10 protein-coding genes and 2 tRNA genes are annotated in these 12,341 nt (G+C 64.7%); 7 read left to right on the forward strand and 5 right to left on the reverse strand.

The window, feature by feature from the left end; all coding sequences use genetic code 11:
* Positions 1–31: 31 nt before the first annotated feature.
* The 3 genes from J2808_RS02450 to J2808_RS02460 all read left to right on the forward strand — a co-directional run bounded on the left by J2808_RS02450 (position 32) and on the right by J2808_RS02460 (position 1,628).
* A tRNA-Met gene (locus J2808_RS02450) sits at positions 32–105 on the forward strand.
* A 383-nt stretch (positions 106–488) separates the two neighbouring features.
* Positions 489–565: transfer RNA gene (locus tag J2808_RS02455), tRNA-Met, on the forward strand.
* A 130-nt stretch (positions 566–695) separates the two neighbouring features.
* Positions 696–1,628: a cytochrome b/b6 domain-containing protein gene (locus tag J2808_RS02460; RefSeq protein WP_309811080.1), complete on the forward strand. Its 933-nt coding sequence runs from the start codon at positions 696–698 to the stop codon at positions 1,626–1,628.
* 27 nt (positions 1,629–1,655) lie between these two features.
* Here the strand turns inward: J2808_RS02460 and J2808_RS02465 are convergent, their stop codons facing one another.
* The 3 genes from J2808_RS02465 to J2808_RS02475 all read right to left on the reverse strand — a co-directional run bounded on the left by J2808_RS02465 (position 1,656) and on the right by J2808_RS02475 (position 6,150).
* Positions 1,656–3,092 (reverse strand): cryptochrome/photolyase family protein, encoded by a 1,437-nt coding sequence (locus J2808_RS02465; RefSeq protein ID WP_309811086.1) that lies wholly within the window; start codon positions 3,090–3,092, stop codon positions 1,656–1,658.
* 98 nt (positions 3,093–3,190) lie between these two features.
* Complete coding sequence (locus tag J2808_RS02470; RefSeq protein WP_309811088.1) at positions 3,191–3,982, reverse strand: PspA/IM30 family protein; 792 nt, start codon at positions 3,980–3,982, stop codon at positions 3,191–3,193.
* A gap of 110 nt (positions 3,983–4,092) precedes the next feature.
* Positions 4,093–6,150: a TPM domain-containing protein gene (locus J2808_RS02475; RefSeq protein WP_309811095.1), complete on the reverse strand. Its 2,058-nt coding sequence runs from the start codon at positions 6,148–6,150 to the stop codon at positions 4,093–4,095.
* Positions 6,151–6,438: 288 nt separating this feature from the next.
* On the opposite strand from J2808_RS02475, the gene J2808_RS02480 reads away from it, so the two are divergent.
* From J2808_RS02480 to J2808_RS02495, 4 genes are all read left to right on the forward strand, one after another.
* Entirely contained in the window at positions 6,439–8,028 is a 1,590-nt protein-coding gene (locus J2808_RS02480) for a S1C family serine protease (RefSeq protein ID WP_309811098.1), read from the forward strand.
* A gap of 258 nt (positions 8,029–8,286) precedes the next feature.
* Positions 8,287–9,078 carry an electron transfer flavoprotein subunit beta/FixA family protein gene (locus J2808_RS02485; RefSeq protein WP_309811830.1) on the forward strand — a complete coding sequence of 264 codons (792 nt, stop codon included), beginning with the start codon at positions 8,287–8,289 and terminating at the stop codon, positions 9,076–9,078.
* Positions 9,079–9,092: 14 nt separating this feature from the next.
* Positions 9,093–10,046 (forward strand): electron transfer flavoprotein subunit alpha/FixB family protein, encoded by a 954-nt coding sequence (locus J2808_RS02490; protein ID WP_309811101.1) that lies wholly within the window; start codon positions 9,093–9,095, stop codon positions 10,044–10,046.
* Positions 10,047–10,048: 2 nt separating this feature from the next.
* Complete coding sequence (locus tag J2808_RS02495) at positions 10,049–10,828, forward strand: PIG-L deacetylase family protein (protein WP_309811104.1); 780 nt, start codon at positions 10,049–10,051, stop codon at positions 10,826–10,828.
* A 4-nt stretch (positions 10,829–10,832) separates the two neighbouring features.
* On the opposite strand, the gene J2808_RS02500 is transcribed toward J2808_RS02495, so the two are convergent.
* Together J2808_RS02500 and J2808_RS02505 are read right to left on the reverse strand one after the other, a co-directional pair.
* Positions 10,833–11,708 carry an anti-sigma factor gene (locus J2808_RS02500; RefSeq protein ID WP_309811107.1) on the reverse strand — a complete coding sequence of 292 codons (876 nt, stop codon included), beginning with the start codon at positions 11,706–11,708 and terminating at the stop codon, positions 10,833–10,835.
* Between the two features lies 1 nt (position 11,709).
* Positions 11,710–12,318 carry a sigma-70 family RNA polymerase sigma factor gene (locus J2808_RS02505; RefSeq protein ID WP_309811110.1) on the reverse strand — a complete coding sequence of 203 codons (609 nt, stop codon included), beginning with the start codon at positions 12,316–12,318 and terminating at the stop codon, positions 11,710–11,712.
* Positions 12,319–12,341 lie beyond the last annotated feature (23 nt).

The raw sequence follows: 12,341 nt of genomic DNA on the forward strand, positions 1-12,341 counted from the left end.
CGTTCACCGGACGGTAGAGTTGATCTTGCGACGCGGGGTGGAGCAGTTCGGTAGCTCGCTGGGCTCATAACCCAGAGGTCACAGGTTCAAATCCTGTCCCCGCAACTGGTGGAAAGTCCGGATTCTGGAAACAGAATCCGGACTTTCTGGTTTAAGCCGACAGGCACTCGGATTTTGGGGTTATAGGACAAAACGTATGTAAATCCCTGGCTTGGCAGCGGTGGTGATCCTCGTCAGAGCCCGTCCCGGCCGCAGCAGCGCCTTTCCGGCATCAGTCCTGGGAGCAGGGCAGCCCGCGCGCCTTCGCGGTGTCGTCCCAGTGCCAACGTCTTTCATGCAACCCGGATTTTTTGTCCAGATAACCTGCGATATCGAGGCGGTCCGGGGCAATGAGAGGACAATATCTCCGGAACGAAGGGGCGGGATGATGGCCGCCAAAGGCCACTGGTAATTGCCTCGTCCAAACTAGGGTAGTGTTGATCAAGCGACGCGGGGTGGAGCAGTTCGGTAGCTCGCTGGGCTCATAACCCAGAGGTCACAGGTTCAAATCCTGTCCCCGCAACCATGTGAAAGACCCCGACCGGCAGTTACGCCGGCCGGGGTCTTCTTTTGCCCGATAACTACTGGTTCCTAGTATTCTCGTTCGCAGAGCCATTTGAGCACTGGTCAGTCATTCTCGAGAGGAATGTTGTTCGATGTCCACACCCACGAAGAAGCCCGGTTCTGCGACGGGCAAGCGGTCCAGACTCTACTGGGGTGTGCCGGCCGTGCTTGTGGCATTGGTGCTGGTGGTGCTTCTCGCCAAGTGGATGACAAGCCTCCCGGCGGTGGCAGCGTTCCTCGCTGACTACCCGGGCCATTCAGAACTACCTGACGGTGCGCCCGTGGGGTTTCCGGCCTGGTTGGCATGGCAGCACTTCCTGAACGGTTTTTTCCTGCTGCTCATCATCAGGACCGGCTGGCAGGTGCGGACCACGACCCGTCCCAGCGGGCACTGGACCCGTAACAACAAAGGCCTCATCAAGACCAAGAACGCGCCCACCAAGATCACGTTGGAGCTTTGGCTGCACCTGACGCTGGACGCTCTCTGGATGCTCAACGGCCTGGTGTTCGTGGTCCTGCTGTTCGCCACCGGCCAGTGGACGCGGATGGTGCCCACCAGCTGGGATGTCTTCCCCAACGCACTTTCGGCGGCTCTCCAGTACGCGTCATTGAACTGGCCCACCGACAATGGCTGGGTCAACTACAACGCGCTGCAGCTGCTGACCTACTTTGCTACGGTCTTTATTGCCGCGCCGCTGGCGTTCATCTCCGGAATCCGGACTTCGTCTGCCTGGCCCAAGAAGGCACCGGCCCTGAACAAGGCTTACCCCATCGAGCTGGCACGCGCCATCCACTTTCCGGTCATGATTTACTTCGTGGCGTTCATCGTGGTGCACGTATTCCTGGTTCTCGCCACCGGCGCCTTGCGGAACCTGAACCACATGTACGGTGGCAGCGACGACGCCGGCTGGTTCGGGTTCTGGGTATTTGTCGCCTCGATTGCCGCGATGGTGGCGGCGTGGTTCCTGGCGCGTCCCCTCTTCCTCCGCCCCATTGCCTCGCTCATGGGCAAAGTCAGCCGCTGACAGTATTTGCCGCTTAGCGGGGGAGCGTCAGTCCTGCTTCTGGTCCTTGAGCTTCTGGTAGGTTGCCAGCGCGCGTTCCCTTGACTCGGGAAGTCCCACGACCGGCGCAGGGTAGCCCTCCAGGTCCGGCTGTTTCCACGGTTCGTGGATGGCCTTGCGGTTCAGCGGGGCCAGTTCCGGAATGAACTCACGAAGGTACCGGCCCTCGGCATCAAACTTCTTGCTCTGCGTCACCGGGTTGAAAATCCGGAAGTAGGGGGACGCATCGGCGCCCGAGCCTGCCACCCACTGCCAGTTTGCGGGGTTGCTGGCGGCGTCGGCGTCCACCAACGTGTCCCAGAACCAGGCTTCGCCCAGCCGCCAGTCGGCCAGGAGGTTCTTGACCAGGAAGGAGGCAGCGGCCATCCGGACCCGGTTGTGCATCCACCCTGTCTGCCACAGCTGCCGCATCCCCGCATCCACGAGGGGATATCCGGTCCGGCCCTGTTGCCACGCCTTCAGTTCGGCTGGGGTGGGTTCCTGCCATTCGAAGCGGTCGAACTCCGGGCGGTAGTTGCGGGTGGCCAGTTGCGGATTCGCATACAAAAGTTGCCAGCAGAACTCCCGCCACCCGAGCTCGGACCGGAAGATCCCGACGTCGGGCGTCTCCTCGCGGGGGAAGCGGAGGCGTATCTCGTGCCAGACCCGGAACGGACTGATCTCTCCGAAGCGGAGGTGGGGGGAGAGCCTGCTGGTGCCTTCCACTCCGGGCACGTCCCGCCCGTTACCGTACTCCTCGGCTGGCCCGTCGAGGAAGTCATCCAGCCGGTGGTGTGCTCCGGCTTCCCCGGGTTCCCAGGTCCGTGCCAGGCCGGCGCTCCAGTCGGGTGACACGGGCAGCAGCCGCCAGTCCGCGAGCGTGTCACTGCGGGCTGCCCTGGAACCGGTACCGGGGGAGGGGAGGTGCGACGGCGCAGGGAGGGGCGCACGGGGTTCCCCCGATGCCGTGCAGGCCCGCCAGAAGGGCGTGAACACCTTGTAGGGTCCACCGCTGCCGGTGGTGATGGTCCAAGGTTCAAAGAGCAGGTTCGCCTGGAAACTCTCGGCGTCGAGGCCGTTCTCCGCCGACCATGCCTTGATCTCCGCATCGAGCGCACGTTCGGGACCACCGTAGCGGCGGTTCCACAATATGTGCCTGGCGCCCGTTTCCTCCGCCAGTTTGCGGATGACCCGCTCTGCCGGTCCGCGCCGGAGGGTGAGCGCGGAGCCAGCCTTCGCCAGGTCTGCCGACAGGGACGTCAGCGAGTGGTGCAGCCACCACCGGGCGGCACCGCCGAGGGGACGGATCCCGTCGGATTCCTCGTCGAGGATGTAGACCACTGTGAGCGGCAGGCCGAGTTCGACGGCGCGTGAGAGGGCTGGATTATCGTCCAGGCGGAGGTCATCACGGAGCCAGACGATGGACGTTTCGACGGGGGAGGCCATGGACTCCACGCTACACACCCACGGCAAAGGCCGGAGTCGATAACTCCGGCCCTTGTCATGTATGGATGGACAGTCCGCTCAAACGGCGGACGCCATGGCTACAGCTTGTCGAAGTCGGCTTCGTCGATGGTGGATTCCGATCTGCCAGCAGCGCCGGATGCTCCGATAGCGGGCTTTGCGCCGCCGGACTTCAGGGCGGCGAGGCGTGCCTCGATTTCAACCTGCTCGCCGAGATCCTCGAGCTGGTTGAACTGGGCGTCGAGGCTCGACGCGGCAAGTTCCTGCTGGCCGCGGACCTTGGCCTCTTCACGACGGATCTTCTCTTCGAAGCGGCCAACCTCGCTGGTGGGATCCATGAAGTCGATGCTCTTAATGGCGTCGTGCACCTGGGACTGCGCTGCGGCCGTCTTGGAACGGGCCACCAGTTCGTTGCGCTTGCTGGTCAGCTCGTTGAGCTTGCCCTTCATCTGGTCCAGGCCGGTCTTGAGCTTGTCCACTACTTCGCGCTGGGAGGTAATGCTGGGTTCTGCTCCCTTGGCCTCGTTCTCGGCAGACATCTGGCGCTGCAGGGCCACCTTGGCAAGATTGTCGAACTTCTCGGCATCAACGCTGTCCCCGCTGGACCGGTATTCGTCTGCCTTGCGCGAGGCGGCCAGGGCCTTATTGCCCCAGTCCTGCGCGTTTTTGATGTCTTCGCGGTAGTCGTCCTCGAGCATACGCAGGTTGCCGATGGTCTGGGCCACCGCAGATTCTGCCTCCGCGATGTTGTTGGTGTAGTCCCGGACCATCTGGTCCAGCATCTTCTGCGGATCCTCAGCATTGTCCAGCAAAGAGTTGATGTTTGCCTTTGCAAGCTGCGCGATTCGACCGAAAATGGACTGCTTAACCATGGTGTTACCTTTCGTCCTGCTCAGTGGTGGCCACTGAAATCAGTGAACAGTTGTTGTACCGCTTCTATCCGCCGGTGGGCTCATTCCCGCCGGCGCCTAGCTTCATGGGGTCAGAAGTCCCCGCCGCCGCCGGAGTCGCCACCCCAGCCGCCCATATCGCCGCCGCCAAAGCCGCCACCGGAGTCCCCTCCGCCCCAGCCGCCGCCGTCACTGTGTCCGCCGCCCCAGCCGCCGCCGCTGCCGCCGTTGAGGATTGAGTTGATGAGGATGCCGCCCAGGATGGCGCCGCCGAGGCCGCCACCGCCGCCTCCCCGCCCGCCGAACATACTCCCGCCGCCGAAGCCTTGGTTTTCATAGCCGCCGAAGTTGTCGACGTCGGCCTGGGCAAGTTGTGCTGCCTGGGCCGCGAGGGCGTGTGCCTGCTGGGCGTAGGTCAGGGCTGTGACGGGATCGTTGCGCGAGATGGACAGCGCGTAGTCCAGATTGCGCTGGGACTCTGCGAGCCGGGTCCGGGCCTCCGTGCCCACCCCGCCGCGGCGGGCGGTGATGTAGTCCGAGGTGGCACTGATCTGTGCCTGTGCGGACATGATGGTCTGCTGCAGTGACGCCTGGGCACGCCGTGCCTGGTCCTGCTGGTTCCGGATACCGGTCAGGGACTGGTCCAAAGCCTGGTGCGCCGTCTCAACGCGCTGAAGGGTTGCGATGGGATCGATCTTGCCGCCCTTGATTTCGGCCTTGACCTGGCTCAGGGCAGCTTCAACGCCGGCCACCGGGCCAGCGAGTTCCGGGTGCTCGCCGGACTTGATCATGGCCTTGGCTTGGGCAAGGTCCTGCGAGGTTTCGACGACGGCCGCCTCCAGTCCGCTGCGGGCCTCGTCCAGGCTGGCGGAGACCTTGGCGATGGCATCGAGCAGGACGTTGGTCTGGTGCAGGCTCTCTTCCGATGCGCGTACGGCGACTGCGGCGAGGCTGCCTTCGCCGGATGCGAGCTTTTCCTCGGCGGTGGCCGTGGCGTTTTGAACAAACGCCAAGCGTTCCTTTGCCTGGGTGATGTTGTCAGCAACCTGCACGAGGGCACTGTCGGCATACTTGGCACGCAGCGTTGTCAGCGACTGTTCCGCGCTGGCAATCTTCGCATCGGCATCGCGTGCCCCGGCGCTGACGGCGGCCAGGGCCTGCGGGGCGTTCTTCTCCAGTTCCCGCAGGGAATCGAAGTCTGCTTTCTGCTCCTGGAGTGACCCGAGCGCTGCCTCGGAACGGCGAATGATTTCGCCGAGCCAGCTCCGCTGTTGTTCTTCCGTGTCCGGAATATGGTCATCCAGCTGCTGCTGGAGCTTGAACGATTCGGTCATGTGGGCTTTTGCCTCGGCCAAGGCCTTGGTGAAGTTGCCCACGGCGGCGTCGCCATACTGCGCCTCGGCGAACCCCAGTTCCTGCTCGCTGGACTTGATGGCGTCGTCGGCTTCGATGATGAGGGAGCCGCTCTTGCGCCGGAGTTCCTCGATGCTGAGCGAAGCCAAGGGATCCAGCTCGGCACCCTGGGGACCATAGCTGGCGCTGGATGCCTGGGCGGCCTTCTTGCGCTTGTTGCGGAAGTAGAGGTACGCGCCGGCTCCGCCAGCCACCGCTACGCCCGCGCCAACCAGAACGGCAGCTCCAGCGCCGTCACCTGGGACGTTGCCACTGCCGCCGCCAGCGGCGTCACCAATGGCCGCCGCGGTGTTTATTGCAGCTTGTGCATAGTTGTCGTTGGCAAGTTGGGGGCCGATGGCACCGCTCTTGATGTTTTCAAGTTGGGCAGCCGTGATCTTGCTGTTGTTGGGCTTATTCAAAACGTACTGCCTGGTGTCAGTAGCAACTGCAAAGACCAACGCGTTTGGCCCTAGGTTGGCCTTCTTAGCAACCTCGTCGCTCCACGCTTCACGATCGGTGGGGCTCTCAAACTTCTTCACTGTAACGACGTGAAGAACCATGGAACGCTCTGTCCCAAGCTTCTTGATTGCTTCTTGTACTTCAGCTTTCTTCGGGCCCAGGACACCGGCAGAATCAACGATCTTTGTCACCGGGTCCAGTGTCACCGGCGGTTCCGCCCATGCCGCGCCGGCGGGAATCGCGAGCAGCCCGGCCAGGCCGATCACGGCGAGAATTCGTTTGAACATTGACCGCATGTGCAACCCTTCAGCACGCCTGACACCTATTCGGGACGAATGAGCGTCTCAGAATGCAGCAGCGCCCCCACGCGTGGTGTAAAGCCGCAGGTCGCTGTGGCAATTCCTTTTGATTCTATGGTGCACCTATCGGTGCGTCCATTGCGGCGAATATGCCACCAGCGAAAAGCCCGCGGACCAGCCGTCGGCCGGACTATTTCCCACTCTCAGGAACCTCCCAGCGAACGTACGCCCGAGTTCCAGTCAGACGGTACATAGTTAATGCAGAAGAGGATGAAAGGAAGTCCAATGACTGAGAACCCAACCCCGGGTGCAGCGCCTGAGAACCGGGAGCCGGACGCAAACCGGAATCCGGACCAGACCCCTGCGGAGGCCCGCAGCGACGCTGGCGGTCACTCCAATCCGACGGAGCGGCTGGACCGTTCCGGGGCGCCCGAAAACCCAACGCAGCAACTGCCCGGTGCACCCCGTCCGGTTTATCCTCCCCGCGAGCCTTTCTACGGCCAGCAGGCCCAGAACCAGCAGCCGCCAGCCCAGCAGCCTCCGGCCCAGGGCCCCTACGGCCAGTCCAACTCCGGACATCAGTACGCCCAGCAGGGAGCGCACTCCGCGCTGCCGGGCAGCTACACGGGTCAGTACAACCCGGGCCAGCACAACCCCGCTGACGCCCCTCGCCGCAAGGCCGCCTTCGGCGTCGGAACCCTGGTCGCCAGTATCCTCGCCGCCGGCCTCGTGGGCGGTGGAGTGGCGACCGTCGCGTCGGGCGGTCTGTTCGATAACGGTTCCCCGTCGGCGGTCAGCAGCAACGGCCAGCCTGAAACGGTCATAGTCAACAACCAGGACGACGTCAACGCCATCACGGCGGCCGCACTGAAGGCGAGCCCCAGCGTGGTGACTATCAGCGCCTCCAGCGGCAGTGCCGGCGGGACGGGCTCCGGCATTGTCCTGGACGGCGACGGGCACATCCTCACCAACACCCACGTGGTGACCCTCGATGGCCAGAGCGCCAACGCCGCCCTGGAAGTCCGCACCAGCACCGGCAAGGTCCTCAAGGCCACGCTGGTGGGCACGGACCCGCTGTCCGACCTCGCGGTCATCAAGGTGGACGACACGTCCGGACTCACCCCTGCCAGCCTCGGCGATTCGGGCAAGCTCAACGTGGGGGACACCGCCATCGCCATCGGCTCCCCGCTGGGCCTCACGGGCACTGTCACGGACGGCATCGTGTCGACCCTGAACCGGACCATCAGCGTGGCGTCCTCGGCGGCTCCCAAAGAGGGAGACGAATCGCAGGACGACGAAGGCGGCTTCCAGTTCGCGCCCCCAGGCGGCGGCCAGGGCCAGAGCACCGCAGGCCAGGGTTCAATTTCCATCAACGTGATCCAGACTGATGCGGCCATCAACCCTGGCAACTCCGGCGGCGCTTTGGTCAACACCAAGGGCGAAATCATCGGCGTCAACGTTGCCATTGCCTCCGCCGGCTCGGATTCCTCGTCCTCCAGCGGCAACATCGGCGTGGGCTTCAGCATCCCGATCAACCACGCCAAGCGCGTGGCTAACGAGATCATCGACACCGGCAAGGCATCCCACGGCCAGCTGGGCGTCAGCGTCAGGGACAAGTCCTCCGGCAGTTCGTCGTCCAGCTTCTCCGTCGGAGCGGACGTGGCCACGGTCGAGGCTAACTCCGCAGCTGCCAAGGCCGGGATCAAGGTGGGCGACGTGATCACCAAGTTCAACGACCTGGCCATCAGCGAGCCCAACCAGCTGACAGCGGCCGTCCGCGAACAGTCCGGCGGCTCCGCCGTCAAGATCACTGTCCTGCGCAACGGCCAGGAGCAGACCTTTGACGTCACGCTGGGCACAGCCGCGGACCAGTAGTCACCGAAGCGGCAACAACTGAAGCAGCAAACACCCGACGACGGCGGTGGTCACCATGGTGAGCGCCGCCGTCGTTCGTTGTCCGCGGACCACGGCACCGGGCGCATGCCGTGACACAGGCGTTAACGGGACGGCAACGGAACCCGGCTATATGGTTAGCTAGGATCTACCCGTACCCCGGGCGTTCCGAGGCCATGACCCCACCCGGCTGGCTGTCCACAAGCATGGAAGGCTGCTGTAAATACAGTGGAAGAGACATTGAAGATCATCGTCCTGGTCAAGCATGTACCGGACGCGCAGTTCGACCGTCACCTCAACGGGGAGGGCTACACCACGGACCGCGACGAAAGCATCCTTTCGGAGCTGGACGAGTATGCGCTGGAGGCGGCCCTGCAGCTGGCTGAGGCCCGTGGGGGCGCTAAGGCAGGCAACCAGGTCATCGCGCTGAGCATGGGCCCGTCCGGTGCGGTCAACGCGGTCAAGAAGTCGCTGCAGATGGGCGCCACCGAGGGCGTGCATCTCACGGACGCCGCCTTGGCCGGTTCCGACGCCGCCGCCACCTCGCTTGCGCTCGCCGCCGCGATCCGCCACGTCGGCCCGGTGGACCTTATCCTCACCGGCATGGCCTCCACCGACGGCGAAACATCGCTGGTGCCGGCTCAACTGGCTGAGCGACTCGGCCTGCCCCAGGTCACCTTCGCGTCGTCGCTGACGGTCGACGGGGGACGGCTCACCGCCCGCCGCGACGCCGACACTTTCTCGGAAACAGTGGAAGCTTCGCTGCCGGCAGTTGTCTCCGTGACGGACCAGATCAATGAGCCGCGCTACCCCAACTTCAAGGGCATCATCGCCGCCAAGCGCAAGAGCATCACCACCCTGTCGCTGGCCGACATCGGCGTTGATCCCGTGCAGGTGGGCCACGCCGGTTCCTGGACCACGGTGACGTCCGCCGCGGAACGTCCGCCGCGCACCGCCGGCACCATCATCACCGACGAAGGCGACGCCGGCATCAAGCTCGTCGACTTCCTGGCCGCCCAGAAGCTGCTCTAAGAGGGATCACAGACATGGCTAACGTACTTGTATTCATTGACAACCCCGGAGACGCGCTCAAGAAGAGCAGCCTGGAGCTGCTGACCGTGGGCCGTGGCCTGGGCGAGACCGCCGTCGCCGTCAACGGTCACCTGCACCCTGCCGTCTCGGCCGCATTCGCCGAATATGGTGTCAGTGCCGTCTTCCAGCCCTCCGCTGCAGACCTGGATGACTACCTCGTGGCGCCCAAGGCGGCCTACCTCGCGGCCGCCGTCGGCGCCGCCGGTGCAGGCACCGTTCTCCTCGACAACTCGCCCGAGGGCAAGGAAATCGCGGCGCGCCTTGGTATCAGGCTCAACGCCGGTGTCATCACCGATGTTGTGGCGGTTGACGCCGACGGTACAGCGCACAAATCGGTCCTGGCCGGGTCCTACACCACAGCTGCCAAGGCTACGACGCCTATCTCCGTGCTGACCCTGAAGGCCAACAGCGTTACGCCTGAACCCGCTCCGGCGGCGACGGCACCGGGGACGTCCACCGTCGACGTCCCGGCGGACGGCACCGCAGCGGCGGCCCGCATCACCTCCCGCGAGCAGAAGGTGGCCAGCGGCCGCCCGGACCTTACCGACGCCCGCATTGTGGTTGCCGGCGGACGCGGCGTAGACGGCGACTTCGGCCCGGTGGAACAGCTCGCGGACGCCCTGGGTGCTGCCGTGGGCGCTTCCCGCGCGGCCACCGACGCCGGCTGGATCAGCCACGACGCCCAGGTGGGCCAGACGGGCAAGACCGTATCTCCGCAGCTCTACATCTCTGCGGGCATCTCGGGTGCCATCCAGCAGAAGGCCGGGATGCAGACAGCCAAGGTCATCGTTGCTATCAACAAGGACGCTGAGTCGCCGGTCTTCGAGATCGCCGACTTCGGCATCATCGGGGACCTCTTCGACGTCCTGCCCCAGGCCACGGAAGAGATCAAGAAGCGAAAAGGCTGACTTTGACTGAATCCGCTGCCTCAGCACAGAGCCCGTTCAACCCGGCCACACACCGGGTTGAGCGGGTGCTCTGTTTCGCCGCCCACCCGGACGACATCGACTTCGCTGCCGCCGGCACTATCGCCGCCTGGACTGCCGCCGGCGTCCAGGTCAGTTACTGCATCATGACCGACGGCGACGCCGGCGGATTCGATCCGGCTCACCGCGCAGAGATCATCGTCCTCAGGGCTGCCGAGCAACGCCGGGCCGCCGAGCTTGTGGGCGTCACCGACATCCACTACCTTCACGAGCGCGATGGCTACCTGGAACCCACCCACGAGGTGATGAAGGGTGTGGTGAAGCTGATCCGGGAAGTCCGTCCCGACGTCGTACTCGCCATGCATCCGGAGCGGAACTGGAACCGCATCCAGAAGAGCCACCCGGACCACCTGGCAGTGGGAGAGGCCGTGACCAGGGCTGTGTATCCCGCGGTGGAAAACCCGTTCGCGTACCCCGAACTGGCCGAGGCCGGATTGGCCGCCTACAAACTCCCCTGGCTGTGGCTCTATGCGGGGCCGGAGGAGAGGGAGAACCATTTTGTGGACGTCACAGACCACGTGGCAACCAAGCTCGACGCTATCCATGTGCACGTCAGCCAGCATCCCGACGTTGCCGCCATGGAGGTGGCGGTCCGGAACGGAATGCTGGCGAACGCCCGGCGCGGCAGCCTGGCGGACGGCCGCAGCGCCGAAGCCTTCCACGTCGTAGCGGTCAACGGTCCGGGGACCATCGCGGGCTTCTAAGCCGTTAGGCCCCCAGCGGTGCGGCTGCCACGGTGGGGAACGTCGGGGCTGCCGAGCCACCCACCGGCTCCACGGTGATACCAAGTGCTGCCGCCGAGGCGATACCCTTCACCACAGCAGGCTTGGACAGCGCAGCTTCGTCCATCAGGCCCTGGGAAACAGGTGCCGAGCCGTCCTTGGGGATCAGCCACATCTGGTAGACCTTGCCCGCCGGCGGTGCGGGCACCCCGTTCATCTTGACCACAAGGGCGTCCCTGGAGGACGAAATCAGGACCGTTGCCGTTCCGCCTGCAGCCACAGGGACTGAGGCCTCGCGGACGTCCTCGGCCCGGACCACCTGGTTCAGTGGATCGTTCTGGTCGGCGACGTAGCTGCCGACGGCGACACCACCCAGGGCGATCACCGCGGCGGCAGCCGCTGCGGCGAGCCAGCGGCGGGCGCCGGCAGGCCGGCGTCGTGATTCCCTGCGAAGCCTTGCAGCCGAAAGCTCATCCGTGGTCTCTGCCTGCGGGTGCCCGGCCGCCGGGACAGCGGCTGAAACGGAAGCCTGTTCAGCAGAATCACCGGCCGGGAGTTGGGCGAGGGACGGCAACTGCGACACAATGCGGGCGAACAGATCCGCGGGAGGTTCCTCCTGCGCTGTGAAAGACATCGCCAAAGTCTCCCGCGCCTGGCGGACGCGTTCCAGGAAGGCATTGCGCTCCGCTTCCGGGGCGGTGGAGATGTACCGGTCAATGGCCGCGCGTTCGTCCTCGCTGACCGCGTCCAGGGCATACAGTTCGGCAAGATCCACCGCCCGACCGGAATCCAGGTCGGACGCGATCTCTAGTCCGAAGGACCCGGGACGGCGCGGGCCTCCCTGACTGTTTATTTCTGTCATCTCAACTCACCCCCAGACATGTCTTCAAGCGGATCAGTCCGTCGCGGATGCGGGACTTGATGGTGGGTACGGCGGCATTCAGCTTCTCCGCGACTTCGCGGTAGGTGAGGCCGCCGTAGTAGGCGAGCCGCACGGATTCCTGCTGCGTATCGGTCAGCGTTTCCAGGCACCGGACCACCGCCTCGGCCTCAAGCTTGCTGTCGACCTCAGCCGAAACGGAGTCGTGGTCCACGTCCTGGCTGCTGGCGCCGTATTTTGCCTCGCGGTCAGTGGCCGACTGCGAGGAACGCACTCTATCCACCGCCCTGCGATGCGAGATGGTCATCAGCCACGACAGCGGACTGCCGGCCTCCGGATTGAACTTTCCGGCGTTCTGCCAGACCTGGAGGAAAACCTCCTGCGTGGTGTCTTCACTGAGTTCGGGATCGATAAGGACCCGGCGCGCCATGCCAAAAACCCGGCGCGAGGTCAGCTGGTAGAACTCCGCAAACGCGGCCTGATCGCCGCCGGCAATGCGGGAAAGGAGCCCGGCCAGGCGCTGGCTGAGATCCGCCGGTGAGTCTGTGACTGCGGCCGGGGACTCGAAATTTGGCGCGTTGGGAGTTTCCATCACACCCAAGCATAGGGCTCCGC

This window comes from Pseudarthrobacter sulfonivorans, from assembly GCF_031454915.1.
Lineage (GTDB): Bacteria > Actinomycetota > Actinomycetes > Actinomycetales > Micrococcaceae > Arthrobacter > Arthrobacter sulfonivorans_C.